Origin of the sequence: Thalassoglobus sp. (assembly GCF_048270125.1) — a bacterium.
Taxonomy (GTDB): Bacteria; Planctomycetota; Planctomycetia; order Planctomycetales; family Planctomycetaceae; genus Thalassoglobus.
Map to the genome: position 1 here is coordinate 223,590 of NZ_JBLWTN010000007.1, position 18,667 is coordinate 242,256.

13 protein-coding genes are annotated in these 18,667 nt (G+C 50.1%); 3 read left to right on the top strand and 10 right to left on the bottom strand.

Annotated elements, in window-relative coordinates:
- Positions 1–8: 8 nt before the first annotated feature.
- Positions 9–2,993 (bottom strand): PVC-type heme-binding CxxCH protein, encoded by a 2,985-nt coding sequence (locus ACN0YR_RS11085; RefSeq protein ID WP_417849280.1) that lies wholly within the window; start codon positions 2,991–2,993, stop codon positions 9–11.
- 186 nt (positions 2,994–3,179) lie between these two features.
- Here ACN0YR_RS11085 and trxA point away from each other — a divergent pair, with 186 nt between their 5' ends.
- On the top strand, positions 3,180–3,701 hold the full coding sequence (trxA, locus tag ACN0YR_RS11090; RefSeq protein ID WP_417849281.1) for a thioredoxin: 522 nt from the start codon (positions 3,180–3,182) through the stop codon (positions 3,699–3,701).
- 133 nt (positions 3,702–3,834) lie between these two features.
- On the opposite strand, the gene ACN0YR_RS11095 is transcribed toward trxA, so the two are convergent.
- Positions 3,835–5,550: a hypothetical protein gene (locus tag ACN0YR_RS11095; RefSeq protein WP_417849282.1), complete on the bottom strand. Its 1,716-nt coding sequence runs from the start codon at positions 5,548–5,550 to the stop codon at positions 3,835–3,837.
- An 11-nt stretch (positions 5,551–5,561) separates the two neighbouring features.
- Positions 5,562–6,332 carry an ABC transporter ATP-binding protein gene (locus ACN0YR_RS11100; protein ID WP_417849283.1) on the bottom strand — a complete coding sequence of 257 codons (771 nt, stop codon included), beginning with the start codon at positions 6,330–6,332 and terminating at the stop codon, positions 5,562–5,564.
- Between the two features lie 230 nt (positions 6,333–6,562).
- Here ACN0YR_RS11100 and ACN0YR_RS11105 point away from each other — a divergent pair, with 230 nt between their 5' ends.
- Positions 6,563–6,712, top strand: a complete 150-nt coding sequence (locus tag ACN0YR_RS11105) for a hypothetical protein (protein WP_417849284.1) — start codon at positions 6,563–6,565, stop codon at positions 6,710–6,712.
- Positions 6,713–6,737: 25 nt separating this feature from the next.
- On the opposite strand, the gene ACN0YR_RS11110 is transcribed toward ACN0YR_RS11105, so the two are convergent.
- The 5 genes from ACN0YR_RS11110 to ACN0YR_RS11130 form a co-directional block, all read right to left on the bottom strand.
- Positions 6,738–8,102 (bottom strand): ABC transporter permease, encoded by a 1,365-nt coding sequence (locus ACN0YR_RS11110; protein WP_417849285.1) that lies wholly within the window; start codon positions 8,100–8,102, stop codon positions 6,738–6,740.
- Between the two features lie 101 nt (positions 8,103–8,203).
- Entirely contained in the window at positions 8,204–8,902 is a 699-nt protein-coding gene (locus ACN0YR_RS11115) for an ABC transporter ATP-binding protein (RefSeq protein WP_417849286.1), read from the bottom strand.
- Positions 8,903–9,030: 128 nt separating this feature from the next.
- On the bottom strand, positions 9,031–10,650 hold the full coding sequence (locus ACN0YR_RS11120; RefSeq protein ID WP_417849287.1) for a hypothetical protein: 1,620 nt from the start codon (positions 10,648–10,650) through the stop codon (positions 9,031–9,033).
- Complete coding sequence (locus ACN0YR_RS11125) at positions 10,631–13,429, bottom strand: TolC family protein (protein ID WP_417849288.1); 2,799 nt, start codon at positions 13,427–13,429, stop codon at positions 10,631–10,633. Before ACN0YR_RS11125 ends, ACN0YR_RS11120 begins: the two co-directional genes overlap by 20 nt.
- Positions 13,429–13,899: a MarR family winged helix-turn-helix transcriptional regulator gene (locus ACN0YR_RS11130; RefSeq protein ID WP_417849289.1), complete on the bottom strand. Its 471-nt coding sequence runs from the start codon at positions 13,897–13,899 to the stop codon at positions 13,429–13,431. The genes ACN0YR_RS11125 and ACN0YR_RS11130 overlap by 1 nt, the downstream gene beginning before the upstream one ends.
- A 476-nt stretch (positions 13,900–14,375) precedes the next feature.
- Between ACN0YR_RS11130 and ACN0YR_RS11135 the strand changes: the two genes are divergently transcribed.
- Positions 14,376–14,708: a hypothetical protein gene (locus tag ACN0YR_RS11135; protein WP_417849290.1), complete on the top strand. Its 333-nt coding sequence runs from the start codon at positions 14,376–14,378 to the stop codon at positions 14,706–14,708.
- Between the two features lie 900 nt (positions 14,709–15,608).
- Here ACN0YR_RS11135 and ACN0YR_RS11140 read toward each other — a convergent pair.
- Together ACN0YR_RS11140 and ACN0YR_RS11145 are read right to left on the bottom strand one after the other, a co-directional pair.
- A complete protein-coding gene (locus tag ACN0YR_RS11140; protein ID WP_417849291.1) occupies positions 15,609–16,643 on the bottom strand; it encodes a hypothetical protein in 1,035 nt (344 codons plus the stop codon).
- The gene (locus ACN0YR_RS11145; RefSeq protein WP_417849292.1) at positions 16,640–18,580 is read right to left on the bottom strand and encodes a hypothetical protein; all 1,941 of its coding nucleotides are present in this window, start codon (positions 18,578–18,580) and stop codon (positions 16,640–16,642) included. The genes ACN0YR_RS11140 and ACN0YR_RS11145 overlap by 4 nt, the downstream gene beginning before the upstream one ends.
- Positions 18,581–18,667 lie beyond the last annotated feature (87 nt).

The window sequence follows — 18,667 nt, forward strand, 5'->3', positions numbered from 1 at the left end:
GTAGAGGCTTACTGCTTCGACATTAAGAATGAAAACAGGTCGAGAATTTCTTTGTTGGACATTTTGTCCAGTTGTCGCTCGGGCATCATCGAGAGTTTTGAATTCTTGCGAGCTTCTATGTCCTCTTTCAAAACGGTGACTTCTTCATTGGGGGTTTTGATAAGAAGTGTTGCGTCATTTTCAGACTGAATCACCCCGCTGATGGCGCGACCGTCTCCCAGGACGATAATCGACATCTGGAATTTCTCTGCCACTTCTGCACTCGGGTCGACAATGTTCCCGAGAAGATAGTTCAAATTCGAGCGTTGCGAGCCAGTCAAATCGGGCCCGAGATTTCCACCTTGCCCATAAAGTTTATGACAGGCTGAGCAAGTCTTCTCGAATATTGCTTGCCCCTGCTTCATGTCGGCACTGGTCAATGCACTCTCAGTGAGGAGTTGACGAAGTTCGTCGGCACGACGTTCTTTCTCTTCGGAAGTGTGCCGCCATTCAGGGTAGAGTTTCTGGAGCTGCTGCTTGAGTGAATCGTCTTCGAAGCTGCGCATTTGCCGAACATAAAACGGTGGGATTGCTTCAGCAGCAATTTTTTTCTGTTCGACTGCCTTGAGGAGAACAGTCGCGTACTCCGGACGAGAGCAAAGTGTTTCCATTGCGATCGGTTGGATATGTCCCCGGAAGCTGTTGTAACGATTGACAATGAGCTGGGGAGTGCTTTGATCTCCAATGACCGCCAGGCCTCGAATCGCATCGACTCCGAGATCTCGGTCATTTAGCAGCTTCTGAAGGACTTCGCGAGACTGTGCATCTCGAGCGGTGACTAATGCCCGAATCGCGTTGCTGCGGACTGAAAATGGTTGAGCCCCATCGACTGCGACCGCTCGCAATTCCTCTAATGCACGACCATCCCCGAATGTGACCGAAAGTAACTGCACAAGTTCGGTGAGTTGATCGTTCTTTCTTGCGAGCATTTTGGCACTCGCCTCATCCCAGTTTTTTGGTTTGTCTGCTTTTCGCCATCCATCAAGCGCGAGCTGAATCCCCTGAAGAATTTGCTGGGCGGTCTCACCCTGATCGGTCGCTGCCACGTCGATCAGTTTGTCCACTGCAGCCTTCTGTTCTCGATAATCAGATGCAATTCGCCGTGAGATGAATTTCTGAATTTCGGGCTGCTGACAACTTGCTAACAACTCGACAGCCTGATCCGGAAATCGTGCAACTGACGGCTCGATTGCATACCAGATCATTAATGGGAGAAAACGGTCTTGTGCGAAATTTGTATGTTTGAGCAAAGCGGCAGCGACTGGAAGTCGCTGGTCTACCGGCAATCGTTGAAGTGCTGAAGCGATGTGTTGAAGCACAAGTCCCGATGATTCATTCGTCGCCAGTTTCTGAAATTTCTGGGCAGCCACTTGCGGGTTTGCCTGCTGGGCGAACAGCTGTACCGCCCAACTTCGCAGAGCCTCTTCATCGTTTTCGAGTAATCGCTCCAGGATTGCGTCGCTGACTCCACCTGTTGAATGGAGTGTCCAAAGTGCATTCAGCCGAGAAACGACTGGTTTCTGACTGTGCAAAGTTTCCTTAAGTTGCAAGCGGACAGATTCCAGGTCTTGCCCTTCGACAAACCGTTCTTGAAGAATTCGACGGGCCATGCGGTGATGCCACGCATCTTCCTCGAAGAGTTGAGCGGCGAGTTTGTCATTGCTCAATTGAGCGTAGTCCTGAACTTGGGTGGCATCGACGTTACCGTAAACGACCTTGTAAATTCGCCCGGAGGTGCGGTGGACTCCGTCGTTTTCATGGCATTCACCGATGTCGGACCAGTCGAGTACGAAGACGCCGCCGTCAGGTCCGTGTGCCAGATCGATTCCACGAAACCACAAGTCGTCTGTCTTCGCAAAGTCATCCCGATGCCGAGCGACAAACCCTGCTCCGTCCCGTTGAAGTAGATCACGATTGAAGCGACGGCCATGCAGATTCAGTGCAAAGACATCTCCTCGGTATTCCTGTGGCCAGTTTGTTCCCTGGTAGATCATCATTCCACAATGAGCATGTCCGCCACCTGCGGTGTCGGTTGTGGAAGTGACTCCAGTGTTGCGAATGTCCGACCACTTTTCCTCTGTGTTCCAGTGGAAGTGGTCAGCGACTTGTGGCATCAGACGATAAAGGTGTGGATTGATGTCCTCACCAAACATTCTTTCGAGGTGTGAACCGGGAATCGCATGCCAGAGGTGTCCGATCACCGTGTTGATAAAAAATAATTCGCCATGTTTATCCCAGTCGTGTCCCCAGGAATTTGTGGTTCCACGAGAGACGACTTCAAATTTCTTTGTGACCGGATGGAATCGCCAGATTCCGCAATTGATAGGTGTCCGTAATTCTTCCGGAGTCTCAGGTGTCCCGACAAAAGAGGTCGTTGTGATACCGTGTCGACCGTACAGCCAGCCATCCGGTCCCCATTTCAATCCGTTCACAATGTTATGGCGAATTGTCTTGTTATCGAATCCTGTAAGCATGACCTGTGGTTCCCCATCGGGAATGTCATCGCCATTTTTGTCGGGGATGAAAAGAAGATCCGGAGCACATAGCACCCAAACTCCGCCGAAGCCTACTTCAACACTTGTGAGATGTTGCCCCTGATCCCAAAATACCTTCCGTGAATCCGAGCGTCCATCATGGTCGGTGTCTTCAAAGATCAGGACCCGATCATGTTGAGTCAAATCGTAATTCGTTGGGCTTTCTGCATACGTGTCGTTCTCAGCGACCCATAAACGCCCGCGAGCATCGAAAGCCATTGCGATCGGTTGGCGAATTTCCGGCTCAGCTGCGAAAACCGTTGCACGAAATCCTGGTGGAAGCGTCAGTTTCTCCAAAGCCTGTTCAGGAGAGAGCAGCGGATGTGTTTCCGGCTGGGTATTTTTGACCGCAGCGGGAGTCTCCGCAGCCCTGCATTCCAAAGTCAGAAATAGACACAACAGTGCAGCCACAAATTTCATAATTGCTCTCTTCTGGTAGAGACTTCGTCGTTTGAGCAGAAAAGTTTAGAGTGAGCAATTCAGCCATGACAAGCACGCCATTGTCGATCTCTAAGATATTCGCTGTCCGAAACATTCCTGGTACGTTAAAATACAGATGAGCACGCCGCGAAACAATACCCGGTTCTGAATTGGACGAATTTCATCATGGTCGAACGTATCATACTTCTTGTCGCCGCCGTATTCGTCGGTTTGCTGTTCCTTTACGCGGTTGTCATCGCACCACAGGACCGAGATCGGGATCGAGATGGAGTCACTGCGAACAAGATCGCACAAGAGACACCGAAAACTCCACCAGATGATGAATGGTTTCAAGAGACTGTCATCAACAGTGACATTCCTGTTCTTGTCGATTTCAAAGCTGACTGGTGCGGACCATGTAAGTTACTCCACCCGCATCTTGTTCAACTCGAAGAGAAGTATGCAGGGCGTTTGAAAGTCGTCAAAGTCGATGTCGACGAGAAACGAGAAATCGCCAAGCATTACGAAGCATCATCAATCCCGACAATTCTCTTCTTCGTCGATGGGGTGGCGGTCGATGGCTTCATTGGATATCGCGAGTATGACGAGATCGAAGAAATCGCCTTGAAGTATCTCACTGATGAGAGTGCAGACGTTAGCACGATCGGCACTTCTGAAACACCGGAGCTTGTTCTCACTGCGAATTAAGCATGCAGTTCGCGAGATTGCCAGTTAGCATACTCGTTCGATGGGGATGCTTAGTCGATTCTGCCACAGGCCAAAGACTCTGTTTGGAGAGAGCGAATGACATCTCTCCAAACAGGATAGGACAGTTACGAGCTTACTGCGTTTGGGATTCTGGAAACGCATCAAGTGATTGAAAACGGCGGGCAGCGAGATAAGTCATCAAGAGACCAACACAGCTGACTGCACACCAGACACCGATTCCGAACAGGAGTCGATGATCACCAAGGACCGGCACAAAGGCTTTCAGACTCTTCGCTAATTCTGTTGAGAGAAGAGCCCAGAAGAAGAGCAAAGCGAAGACGACGACGAACGCGATGCCTTTCGCGGTGAAGATAACAGTCGTTCGCAGAAAGACCTCTAGCCCTTCTTGCTTTAACTTCTGTGGGAAAATCAGGAACATCAGATTTTCCCATCCATAAACTGCAAAGTTCATGGCGGGGAATGAAAGCAACGCCGCGATAAGTATGCCGGGGTCCATGCCGCGCACCGCACAGGCAATTGCGATCATCGAGTACTGAAAGAGTGTGGTGACGATGACTGGAGTCGCGAGTTGGCCGACCACAATTTTCCACGGAGCGATGGGCAGCATTTTCAGAAGTAACAGATGACTGTAGTCTCTTCGGAAATCAAATTTCATTGCAGCCGGGAGTAGCAAGAACGAATAAAAGACTAAACCGCCAAGAAAATTGATAATTGCCAACCGGTCGCTCAGACGCGTCATGAACAACGGCATGACGGATAAGATTGCCGGAGGGATCAGAGATAACGTTACACCTGTTCCATACCGATAGAGCCCAACCATCTGACGCCAGACGACTGCCCCGCCACACAATCGAACGATGAAATTCGGCAATTTCCAGTGAGTCAAATCATGCTTGAGTGTCTCCTGGAGAACCGATTCCTGAAGTCTGGTAAGATCCTTGTCTCGCAGGCGAACGGATTCTTCACTCCACCGGTCCAGCCTCACTAGTATCCAGACAGAAACGATCAACGTCGAGATTCCAGCTGCTGTCAACAATAGGATGGAGCTGGAAAGAGTCGAAGCTGTCATCAATTCAACAAACCATCCGAACGGAGCAGAGATCCATTTTCCGAGCGGTGATTGAATTTCAGCGAGTGTTACTGAAAAGAAATTTTTTATGAACTGAAAGAAGATTGGAATTTCTGAATTGGGATCGCCCGCTTGAGTTCGGTGAAGAGCTCCGAGACTTAGTTTGCATCCCAGGCAAATCACCAAAAATACAACACTCGCTCTGAATACTCGGTATGCCTGTGTGGACATCCCGGTCGTGACGGTATCGGAAATCAGGCGGATCAATTCTACGAGTGCGAGGGCAAACCAAAGAGCAATGAATCCCAACCACGGTTTAGGAAGATCGGGGAGTAAGAGGGTGACGCCAATCGCAGCTTTGAGCGTCGTCACGCCTAGCACAGTCACCAGGCGATACTGAACGAGTTCTTTCCGAGTGAACGGACTGGGGATCAGATTGTTTTGTTCTGCCTGTGACCACTCAATCGAGGCGTCCGGTCGCTGCCAGGAGACCCGTAAGAAATGCCACCCGGCATAGACGGTCAGCGAAAGCGTCATCCACAAGCGAAGTGTTTCTGGATCGTACTGTTCACGAAACAGAATACTGGCTACGACATTACTCAGCCAGACCACAGCGAGGACGGCTCCCAGGATCGAAATAATCAGTTTTCGAGGTTGCTTGAAACCCGCGATCATCGAGCTCAATCGGCCTCGCATTCTCATGTGAGTCAGGCGAAACAATGCCGGGTGGATGAATGAACTGATGCTGTCACCCTTCATGCTATCACTCTTCATAACGTCGCCAATTTTGTTTCTTCAGCCGGGACGCTCTGGCAGAATTCTGTTTCGGTCGCTTGGAAAAAGATCTGTTCGAGAGTGGCTTCATCGCAACTTGCAGTGAACAGAGATTTGAGTTCGGCGATTGATCCAAAGAATCGCTGTTGTCCTTCTTTTAAGATCAGGACGGTCGAACAGATGTCTTCTACCATCGCCAGCAGATGTGAACTGATGATGACAGACGTTCCTTGAGCCGCTCTTTGTTGAAGAGACTCTTTGAGTTTGCGAATTCCATGTGGATCAAGTCCAGTCATCGGCTCGTCGAGAAGAATCACTTCTGGAGCATGAAGATAGCTGCAACAGATGGCGAGTTTTTGTCGCATCCCTCTCGATAGATCAGACGCACGGGTTGTTCGTTTGCTCGTCAGCTCAAAGGTTTGAAGAAGTTCACTCGCTTTGTCCTTGGCATCGGCGACGGAAAAAACGGACGCGGTGAACGCCAGGTGCTGCTCAACTGTGAGTTCCGGAAACAATGGCGGATCGTCAGGGATATAGGCAATCCGTTTTTTGACTTCTAGTGGCTGCTTTTCGATATCAAAACCACATATTGAAAGTGTCCCTTCTGTGGGGACGGTCAGTCCGCATAGAGAACGGAGAGTCGTCGTTTTGCCAGCCCCGTTAGGACCGATCAAGCCGAGAATTTCTCCCGGTTGAACAAGAAAATCAACTTGTTCAACCGCGACTGTTCCAGAGTAAATCTTTCGAAACTTCGAAACTTCAATCAACTTTGACTCCTTCGCTCACCACGAAGTCAATTCGAACTGATCCAAAACCTGAGCTCTAGAGCATTTTCAATGCTGGTCCTGCGCGTGAAGCTCACTTTCGTGGCTTCATAGGCCGTTCGCCACCAGGCAGAACGGAAAGACCAATACTGTATTTGTTCCAGAAACTAAGTACCGCCGAGCTGGTGTCTCCCAGGAGAGACTCCGTTGCAGAGGTTTTTTGATGAGGACGAATGAGACTTCACGTAGACCTTAATGTGATCCCGCTCTTCAATCGACTTGAAGAACTCACACTTCAGCAGAACGTTAGCGAACGAAACCGGGTCAAGTTGAAGAAAGAATCAGACCGCGCACATCTCGACCGAGCATTTGGAAAGAGATAACGGTTCTGCCGGATATGCAGGTCATTTACTCGTGGCGAAGAGCTTCAATTGGGTCAAGGCGAGCAGCAGAGCGCGCGGGGTAGACACCAAAGACGAGCCCGGTCATCACAGAGAATCCGAATGCAACGGGAAGACTCCAGATAGCGACTTGCGGAGTCATCGTCAGGAACATATTTGTCATCTCTGATGTCGGACCACCTGAGTCCAAAATGTAATTCGAGACGATCATCTTGATGACCCAGAACGCATAAGGGGTGAGAATCCCCAGACCCATTCCGACGAGTCCGCCAATCCCGGAAAGCACGATTGTCTCAATGAGGAACTGCTGGGTGATGTCGATTCGTCTGGCTCCTAAAGCGCGACGGACACCAATTTCACGAGTTCGTTCGGTGACTGTGGCGAGCATGATGTTCATGATCCCGATACCACCAACGAGCAAACTGATTCCCGCAATAGAACCGAGAACCACATTGAAAATGTTTCGCAGTTGCTCAGCTTGTTTGAGTAATTCAAGTGGAACAATGACATCAACGTCCCGGGCACTCGCGTGCTTTGCGTCCATTGTTTCTCGAACCATGTCTGCGGTCGAGAGCAACAACTCTGGATTATCGACAATGTTGGGGTGATTGATCTTCAATGTGATTTGGTCGTACACCAGTGACACGGCGCTAAAGCTTCCTTGCGCCCGTTTGATAATCGTATCTTTGGTGTTAATTCTCGACTGGAACGTATCCAGTGGCATGTAGATGTCTTTGTTGTAATCCTGCCCGGAGAGACTTCCACCAATGGCTGCTGAGGCGGTCCGTTCTCTTGTGATTCCGATGACACGATACGCCCGGTTGCCAATTTGAACTGACTTGTTGATCGGGTTCTCAAGTGGGAAAAGACGTTCGGCTGTTTCGCTGGCGATGACGACAACATTTGCGAGGTTGATAATATCCTGATCGGAGAGGAAGCGGCCTGCAGCCATCTGTAAATGGTTCATCTCCTGATATTCCGGAGTGCAGCCAACCACCCGGGGATTCATGTCGTGGTCTCGATTTCGGACATTCAGGACGACTTCACGAACGGGCACAATGCCTCCCAGTCGTGGCACTGTTCTCTCAAGGATATTGAAGTCGTCACGAGTCAGACCGTATCGCAACACACTTCCGCCTGATCCGCTGCTGCCGCTGTCTTCCGGTGGCTTCACACTTCTTACGATGATGTTGTTTGCACCGAGCAGAAGAACTTGTTCTTGAGCTTGCTGACTTGCTCCTTCTCCAATCGCGAGCATCGCAATCACAGAAAAAACTCCAAAGACGATTCCAAGCATCGTCAAGCCGGACCGCAACTTGTGCAGCAATAAGCTTTTGACAGCTAAACGGATTGTCCGCAGAAGATGGTACATTGGAAGGAGTTGTCAGGCTGAATGAAGGAGGAAGTGAGGAAGGATTGAATTCGGCAAACGATGCTCTTTCATGGATTGGCCATGGCAGTGAAAATGGGAGTTTACCCCCGGAAAATACCGTGTCCGGCGATCAGTCCATCTTTCATGAAAATCTGGTTCTTGGACTGCTCAGCGACTTCAGGTTCGTGGGTCACCATGATGATAGTACGACCTTCCTCGTTGAGCATTTTCAGCATGCCTAGGATCTCTTCGCCGGTTTTTGAATCGAGGTTTCCTGTCGGTTCGTCCGCCATGATAATTGCTGGATCGTTGATGAGGGCTCTGGCGATGGCAACACGTTGTTGCTGTCCCCCCGAAAGTTGATACGGTCGGTGATCCGTCCGATCACCTAGTCCGACCATCTTCGCCAATTCGTTGCATCGGTCTTCGTCTTCCGAAGAGACGGGTGGATAGCCCGGTCGGTACAGGAGAGGAACGGCGATGTTCTCCAGAACGCTGTACTGAGCAACAAGATTAAACGATTGAAAGATAAACCCGATCAAACCATTTCGAATCGCTGAGAGTTCGTCATCACTCAGGAGAGCAACGTTCTGACCGCGCAAGTAATACTCTCCACTGGTGGGACGATCGAGACCGCCGAGGAGATTGAGCATGGTACTCTTGCCTGATCCCGAAGATCCCATGATCGCCAGGAAATCCCCTTCGGGAATATCAAGAGAGACACCGCGCAATGCTTTCACGACGACTGAACCAAGGTCGTAATGCTTTTGCAGGTTGACAAGCTTTGCGGTCAGTTCCATGGAGCTTCAAACGTTTCTTCAATTTACGAACAGGGAAATGTCAGGGAGTTCTAAATATCGATTTTGGAGACCTTCAGTTTGGTCTGGAAATTCGAATCAAAACTCCCTGTCGGACCTCGGAAAGATGCTTACCGTCTCCTTGGGGCCGCACTGAATTCGGCCTTGGAAATTTTTCCATCTTTGTTGCTGTCCATTGAGTCGAAACGTTCCTTCATTTGAGCAGGGGCTTCTTCTTTGCTGATTTCCCCATCCCCATCTTTGTCTAAACGAGAGATAATGGCTGCGGGATCAAAACCTCCTGCTGGTGGTCCTTTTGCAGCCTCTTTGTCAGGTTTCGCTTTTGGCTTTTCTTCCTCCTGTGAAACCGGAGGAGTTTGGAGATCGGAAAGACCGTCACCTTTTTCACTTGCGAGTTGAGCTTTTAATTCGTTGATCTCATCTTCGAAGCGGCTTTGAGGATTTAGTACAACCTGCTCGCCAGCTTCAATACCATCGAGGATCTCTACGTGAGATTGATTTGACTCACCGATTTTTACGTCGCGTCGTTCCGGTCGACCTTGCTTGTTGATGACAAAAGAAAATTGTTTGCCAGCGACTGTGACAATTGATTGAATCGGCACTTGGAGAACGTCTTGACGGTTGTCAACGAGGATCTCGACTTGTGCAGTGAGTCCGGGACGTAGTTTGCGAATTTTTTCGACTTCATCCGTCAGGTGAATTTCTGTCGAATACTCACGTAGGTCGGTGTTAGGCCATGATCCTGCCATCGGGACTGAGGAGACTGTTTTGATGACCCCGTTAAAGTATTGTCCAGGATAAGCATCGATCCGAATTCGGGCGGGAAGCCCTTTACGAACAGAACCGATCAGTGATTCGTGAATCCGGCAGTCGACTTTCATTTGAGTCACATCGGGCAGATTAATAATTGCCTGACGCTCCCGAATCGTCGCTCCTTCTTCGATGTTCACCGGCTCGCTGGATCGGCGACTTCCAGACATGCTGGCGTAAACGACTTCGCCTTTTTGCGGAGCTTTCAGAACACACGCTTCGATTTGAGCCTTATTGTCTTCGAAACGTTCGAGTTCGACTTCATAAGTCAGTTTTCGGGCTTCGACATCTTTTTCGTACTGTGTTTGAGCAGCTTTGGCCTTCAGCTTGGTTCGTTCCAGTTCCAACTCAAACTCTTTGTCGTTGGCTCTGAGTTCCGCCTCGGTGCGACGTTTTGTGAAATCGACAAGCACCTTTAACTCTTCTCTGGCACCTTGCAATTTCAACTCGGCTTGCTTTACAGCAATCCGGGCAGCATCGAGTTCGTTTTGAGTGCGGTACCCTTTTTTGACCTGCTCTTGAGTGAAGGTCTGGTTTTCCTGAACGCGAAGCAATTCTTCTTCAGCCAGGGCAACACTTCCATTCAACTGTTTTTCCAGTTGAGGATATTCGCCTTTGGTGTACATTTCGAGATCGAGTTTCGCGAGATCCCACTTGAGCTCCGCGGCGGCGATATCACTTTCGTTCTGTTTCTTTTGTATTTCGAGAGCTTCGATTGCCTGAGCCAACGCAGCATCCGCCTGGGTGACGGTAATTTCTTGCTGTTTAGCCTTCTCGCGAAGTGAGGAGGAGTCCAACTCACAGACGACGTCGCCTGCCTCGACGATTGTTCCCTCGGGAACAATCGAGATGATTGTTGTTGTTCCTTCAACTGCGCTGGAGAGTGTGGCGTTGCTCTGGCTATCGAGATTCCCTTGCACCGACAAACTGAGTAGGAAAGGGCCTCGCTCCACTTTCGTGGTCAGCAGATCCTTCGGGATTTTCGCCGAGCCGTCCGAGAACGTGATGGAGCTCCACAATCCCGGGCTCATCGTCTTCGTCGCCAGGGCGAGACCCCCCAAGCAGACTAACCCGACTGCCGCCGCGATCCAGACCGTTGAGTTGCCGGACCGCTGAATCGATTTCGTTGATGTTCTTGTCTTCATTGAACCCACCATTATTGACAGCTTCTTCGTCGAATCTGTCCAGGTTGCGATAGACTGGGTCGTTCCAGATGCCATCTGGACCAATGTCCATGATACCCATATCTCGGTAAATGTTAAGTCGATTTCGTTCGTAACTCACGTAGTTCGAGATTAACTGGTTCTGTGCCTGTAGGATCGAACTCAGTGCTCTCGTCAAGTTTTGGCCTTCCACACCACTCGATCCGCTGTTGGCAACTTGCCGTGGATCTTTTGGGGCAGCCCCTTCGGCAACCGCCGATTCGTACTGTAGTGCGGCAATTCGAACAGCCAGTCGAGAAGTCTCCAGGTTTTGCTTGAGAACATTCAGTTGACGCCAAGCACTTCGCACACTCGACTTCACCTCATCCTCGGCAGCCATATAATTTCGGCGTTGGCGCTGGTATGCGATTAATGCCTCGCGGTATGCGTTTCGTTCGTTAATTTGATCGAGTGGGGTATCAAATGATAGCGAAGCTGTGAGTTGTCCGGTATCACTTCGGAAGTCAAAGGGGTTCGTCTCACCAGACGGTGTCGAGAGGCTTCCGTCGATGCCAACGTCCAGGACGCTCTTGAGGTCGTTGGCAATCACTTCAACACGTCGCCGGGCATCCATCACGCGGGCTCGTGAATTCATTAAGTCCAATCGTTGATCGACTGCCGTATATGTTGCTTCATCCAATGAAACATCGAATTTGGCAATATCAATCAATTCTACGCGTGAACTCACCTGAATCACAGCAGCGCTTTGGACTTTGAGCAACAAATCCTGCCTCATGTCAATCAGCTGAGACAGAAGTTGAAGAGCCAGAACTTCGTCAATCTCTGGCTGTTCCAAGCGAACAATGATCGCTTTCGTTGCAGCTTCGATATCTCCGAAATCTCCCAGAAACGCCTCATAGCGATCTTTAACTTGCGTGAAGTCCGCCAGGAGTTGAGCTTTAGCACTCGGTTCTTCCAAAGTCTCTAAACGAGTTGGCAGGATCGTTTTGAATTTATCAAGATCATCCCCGATCACGTCGACGACGTCTCGTTTGACTGTTTCCAGAATCGCGGAGAAATTCGTCGCAATGATTTTGAGTTGTGGAGGTTCTGTCGCGTTGTCCACATACAGTTCTTCAATAAAGTCCTTGATAAGTTCTTCTTGCTCGGTGAGGCGAGGATCGATGACTTCAAACGGCTTGAGCATTCGATCATTGATTGTCATCTGCATGTCTGGAGGCAAACCGAGACTGATCTTGAACGAGTCAAGACTGTCCTGGAGAGCCCGTTCTTGACCGCGCAAGCGGTTGACCGAGTTCGTTAAATCAAACTGAACCTGCAAAACGTTTAGTCCACTCGCGACGTTAGGAAGTGAGCTTTTCAATTCATCAATCTTTGCTTGAAACTCCGGATCGGGCCGAATGTTCCGAAATATTTGCTCTTCCTCGGCGGTCATCAGCCCGCGCCAAATGAGTCGTTTGAGTCGATAATCCAATTTATGCTGTAATTCTTCAGGGATTTCGAAATCAGCACCGAGATCCGCGACTTCGACATTTGCTGAAGAAAATTCTGGCTGATTGGCAGCCAGCAAGCGTTCAAGCTGTTCACGAAGACGTTCAATATTGCCCTCTTCGTTGCGGATCGCCTGAAATTGTTGCAGCAGTCCCAAATAGTCTTGAACGATGTCTGTAAACAATTCCTTCCGGAATCGAGCGAGATTACGAGCTTGATACAGAAGGTCCCGCTCGATTTGAGTCAGATTCTCCAAGTTGACTTTTCGGCCTGCATCGTTGAGCAATGGTTGCAGGATCTGAAACGAAAGAGTGGAAACGGACGAACTTTGACCACCTGCTCCGAATGACCATAAAGTCGTGTTCGCCAAGCTCGTGACAAGTTGTGTTCCCCATGGAAGTGATTGACTCACGCCGATCGAGTTAACGTTGAAACGGCCCAGGCCACCTCCCTCAGTCAACGTTCCGGAGACGCCACCTGTCGGTTCGAGATATCGAACACCAAGTTGATACCGCTCAAACGTGACAGCTAAAGCTGTGAGGAACAAATTTTCCAGTTCGAACTGATAGTCTCGATTATGAATTTGCGAGAGTTCGACGGCTTCGACAAGCTTCACATTCTCCAATTGTGGAACTGGAGCAATGTACTCTCCGGTGACCTCGTCGATCATCTCTGGAGTAAATCCAAACTGTGCCAACCACTGAGGGTTTTCGACACTCATCAAGTCTCCGAATTGATGCCAGCATTTGTAGCCTTCCCAGCCATTCACCCAATGCATGTAGGTGTGGGCTGCTGGATCATCTGGAGGGAGTGGTGCACTGTCAGGGTCGTAGGGATCGTAAAAACGACTCCGCGGATCCGGCGTGAGATCGATTCTTGGTACGGCCCAACGTTGGTCGGTCAGATGTTCTGTAATCGCCTGGTAGGTGTCGGCATCTGCTTGCTGCCGCCAGAATGACCGTGAACATCCTACTGAGGAACCCACCACAGAGAGTCCAATCAGACAGGTAATCCAGGATTTCAGTTTTTGGGATCGAATACGCATTACGCTGCCCTCCTTGTCAGGTCGCCATCGAGCTGCGACTTTTTGCAGGCTTCCAGTAATGACTGGCACGCATCGACCAAACTGATCTTTGTTTCATTCGAAAGATGCTTCTGCAATGCCGCTTCGATTTTTCTGTCGGTCAGTGAAATTTGTTCAGCTGCCAAGCGTCCTTGGGGTGTCAGACTCAGACGGGTTTTCCGGCGGTCGATTGCATCCCGCTCACGTTGAAGCAACTGCTCATTCCGGAGCCGCTCAATCAACGTACATAAGCTGGATTCTGAAACACACATTTCCTGTGCCAGTTTTGTTTGTGTCCAATGCTCTGTTCCTCCGTTGGCGAGAAGTTTCAAAAGAACAGCAGCTGACTCACTGACAGCATTCAATTCAGAATATTGCTCTGAGATGAACTGGCGAGATGTGCGATTGAGTGCCGTCAGCGTGTCGACAAACTCTGAGTATTCTGATTTCACGCTTTCCGTCCTCGGTTTCAATGTCTATTCAACTCAACCTGGTCGAAAGGCAGTCGCACTCTGATTAAATGGCCTGCCGCTGACATCAGCGCAGGCATAGGCAGATTGCTTTCGTCCGTTATCAAATAGTTCGGGTACGAATGATTCATTCCCGCAGCCTTTCAGGCGATTTTGACGATTTTGACGAAAATTCACGCCGGGTGACTTTGGAAGTTTTTGAAATCTGATTTGAGTCGAGGAAAAACATTCAAGAATTCGTTGATGCAACAGCATGACTTGTCGCTACAACCAGAAACTTCGGACATGATTCCCCAGCTTTTCTGCCCCTCCTTCGACTCCGAGTTTGCCTATTCGGGAAAATGAAGCACATTTCAGTTGAAGGATTCTCTCACAAAAAAAGTTGCGTGTGTCAGCCCCAGGGAGTGAGGAACAAGCATCACGCAACTCCCCTCAACCAAGTTATGTAGGAGTCATTAATGGCGAACGATTCAGCCGCAGTTGTCGACACAAAAACAGATCGTCGAGGAGTACGACGTCGGACTCAAAGTGATCGAAGAGTCGTCGAGGCAAAAGAATTCCAAGGTGAAGAAAAACGAGTCAGCTCGCGCCGGACTGTCGAAAGACGGCGACAGATTGATCCGACCACCTGCGAACGTGACTACCAGCCTGATGAAGTCGAGTTCATGAAAGCGATGGACGACTACAAGCGTCGCAGTGGGCGTCAGTTCCCCACCTGGAGCGAAGTCTTGGAAGTTGTGCGTGATCTCGGTTATCGAAAGGTCGCAACCCCTACAAGAACCTACGAATAACGGTTCAAGCATTCTGTAGTCAGTACCAAATCAGAAAAAGCCCGCAGTTGATGCTGCGGGCTTTTTCTATTTGAACCAAAGAGAATTCCGGTTTGCAAATCCCCCTGCTCTTCTTCATAGCACTCCCTGCTGGGTCTGCCTCTCATCCTTGAATGGGATTCACCAGTGAGACTCGGCTGCGACAGTTCAAGCCGGTCGATTGTGGGGGGAACTCAATACGACAGGCAATTCTCGTGACATATCTGTGGTTCGCGTCTCAACTTGTCAGAGCTTTGGCCAGCTCCTCTGGAGGAAATAGCGAGGAACTTCCCCATAGCAAAAGCGGCGAGTGAAAATGGCTGGGGGCGTGGGCGCTCGCCCGGATATTCCCAACAAGGAAAACTCCGGCCACACCCCCAGCCAATGCCCACTCGCTGTGTACAGTTCACTTTCGTATTGCTCGACACTTAACGCTCTTTGTGTTCGCAAGCGGTATGCCATCAACAGTTGAATCGTGAGATGTTCCGCATCATCAATGGCAGGAGCAACTTAGGACGTTTTTCGAGGAGCGGTAACATGCGGCATGAACCTACTCAGCGATTTGAGTGAGTAGGTTTTAAGCAGAAGTGCGTAATCGCGCGTCAGATCGGCGCTGCTGCAGGAGGGACATTTCAGAGTCCTCTACAACGGGAAACAGCGTATTCGTCATCGCCGCACTGGACGATGTCTCTGAGGCGAGTCCGGTATTGGCCTACGCGTTCAGCCTCGTGGCGAGGAAACTATGAGGTCGTGAAAGGAATCTTCACGGGCACGAGTGGCGTCAAAAATGCTCTGGGGCGAGTCCAATATTGGTCTTCGCGTTCAGCCTCGTGGTGAGGAATCTATGAGGTCATGAAAGGAATCTTCACGGGCACTAAAACCTTAGGCGGCTTTGGGGGGTGCGGATCGCCTGGATAAAGAGTTCAGGGTGGAGTGGACGAGTAGTCCTCTCGCAACGCTGTATGGTCCAAATATTGATGATCGCAATTCTTGAATGCGAAACGGCATGTGACTCTTGCGCATCACATGCGAAAGGAATTCGGGGAAACCATTCATGTGCGTCGGTCCCCCAGAGTAGACCACTGGCAACCGTCGTTGCAGTTGCGAAGTCTGACTCACACGTATTAAGTCGGGTAGCACGGACGCCCATGCATCGGAGAGAAGTTGATGGAACTGTTTCACGAGCCACAATTCGTCCCCCGAGTCAGGCGATTCGAGAGAAATGTCTGTTTCTTGAAGCCACTTTCGGACCGAGTGCAAATCAAGATATCGATTTCCGCGTTGGTCCCATAAATATCGATGACGGCTCTTTGCGAAACGTTGTTCGATTGTTCGAAATCCTTGTCCGAAGACCGTTTCCAGAACTGGTGTCCCGTAACGCGTGATGCTGATCGAGATCGATTCGGAGCCCAGAACGATTCCAATCCCGCTGAACTCGGATTCCTGTAACTCTGCTAATGCCAACGCCGACGCAGGTTTTAAAAACGTTGTTTGATATCCGCGCAAGCTGAGGAGTTTTTCAATGACGTTCAACTGTTCGGCAGGTTTCCGCATCATCGAATGTGGAAGTGTCGCAGTGCAGGTTGCATCTTTTGCGATAGGGACGATGCTTTCGATGAGGACAGAGCAAACCTGACGACCGACTGGATCATCCCAGGGGAAGTGCCCTTCCATCATGACCGGGAGCACGGGGCAATGAATCAACCTCGCAAGTTCCTCAGCTGCGTTTCCGATGATAACGAGTGCGCCTTGAGCGAACGAAAATGTAATTCTCGCCTGTTCTAGCAATTTGCGATTTGATGGATTGTCAGGCACGCTGCAATAGACAGCCGGGACTCTTCTCGCGATGAGGCGTTGACCATCCTGACGAATTGAACGGAATTCACTACAACCAAGGTCTAATGCAATTGACTTCACGATTTCTGCTCCTGTGCCAGGATTCGCAGAGCCCGTTCGAGTGGACCACCTGGGATATGAGTGACGTCATCGTGCACAGGTTCGACGACATCGTAAGCTGAATTCAATTTTTGATGCTTCACCGGTTGGACAACAGCGCGATGAACTTCGTTCTGAGAAGCCGTTTCTTCTCCCTTCTCTACCGAAGTTCGCTCCGGAGTGTGCTCAGTATCGATCCGATGACGTACTGGCTCAGTATTCTTTTCGGTTGTCTCAACAGGAGATGCCGGGGAGACCCGCTTTCTTTTTGTTTTTCTCTCTTTGGGAGTTTTCGCAAAGTGAGGGCCACGAAGTGATTCGTGACGGTCATGGTAGATCAATCGTTCTTGAGCAACTGGTTCTCCATGAATATGGATTTCAGAGGGAACGACGACTTCTTCTTCGATCATTGGGATCGAGCGATTCAAGATGATTGAAACTTGATGAAGTTCGCTCTGCTCTCCGGAAACAGCGTCTGATGGTTGAGTGTTCGCGTCTGTATCGCTGACCTGATTCCGTTGATTACGGCGTTCATGTCTCGACCAGAGAACGGAAAGGACGAAGCAGATGAAGCCGAACAATGCGACAGCGAACGCAATCGGAAGGTTCGACCAGATTGATGACTCTCGTTTTGATGTTGAAGTCTCAGACTGGGTCTGCTCTGGAGTTGAGTTTGCTACGGTTGAGAACTGAACATCTTTTCCCAAAGCTCTCTGAGGTGCTGCTGCTGGGACGAGTCCCGTTTTGCTTGCTTGAGTTCGATTCACTCGATGACCGTGATTGGTGCGGTCAGAACGCGCCTCTGGAGGTGCGGGTGCAACCGATGGAATGAACGTGGTTGGCAATGGTGCCGGAGCAGAAGTTGATGCCGCAGACTCTCTCTCGAGGAGTGGCAAATCATAAGACTGAAGTTGAGTCTGTGCAGTCTGGCGCGGTTCACTCAAGTATTCCGCAATCTTCGTAGGCATCTCACTCGGGCTGGCTTTTTCGAAGCTCCTTGCAACTTGAGTCTTTTCGATCTTTGGCAGAATTGGCTTTGGCAGAGTTGGTGTCTCGGTCGAGATTGAAGGTGATTGAAGAGGGGGCAAAGTCGGCTCCGGGCCAACGATCGGTCTTTCCGGAATCGGAGTAACGATCGATGGTCTCAGCGGAGCTGGAACTACAATCATGGAATTCTCGAACTCAGGCACTTCGTTGTTACTGAGCGGTTCTTCAATTGTTTCAGGCGTCAAAGGGACAGCTGGCGGAAAGGCTTCCGTCAAACTCAGAGCCTGAGTGTCGACAAGTTGAGGGTTGCACAGGATCACTGATCCTGGAGCGAGCATTCTCGTATTGGGGCGACCGAATGGGTCTAAGATGCTTACCGAATCCATTAATTGCTGAGTCTGGTTCAGCCGGTTGAAGAGGTCATCAACGGTTCGAATGTCAGTCGATAGTGGCAAGACAATCGGTCGGTCATCAAGGCCAATACAAGCGACCGGAATGACTGGGATTTCTGTTTCCGTTGTCATCTGCCCAGGATTTGGGAGGACGACAATCACTTCGCCCGACTGCACGTTTGGCTGGTTTTCTCGATTCGGATTATAGAGAAAGCGATACCGTTCCCTGCCACCACCGATGACACGGATCGTCGGGCGGGCAACCGAGGCGAAACCACCTGCAGATTCCAACAGCCTCGACAGAGAAACCTTGTGCTCGTCAGCTGAGTAGACACCCGATCGGTGAACGGCCCCAACAATTGTGAAGTAATGAGTCTGGTTTTGGGGCTGAGAAGCCTCGACGATCATCATGCCTGATGGCGAAAATTGACGACTTTGAGAACCGGCAAACTGGTTTTGCGCAATGGCTCCTTGATGAATTGACAGAGAAAAGGCTGTCAAACAAGCTACAAATCGAACAAAATACCAAGGTGACGACATCGTCTTGAGTCCCTCAATGGACAGACCGCTATCAATAAAATAGGACCACACAGGGTTCGTCATCGGCAGAAACTGGTCGTCTGCATT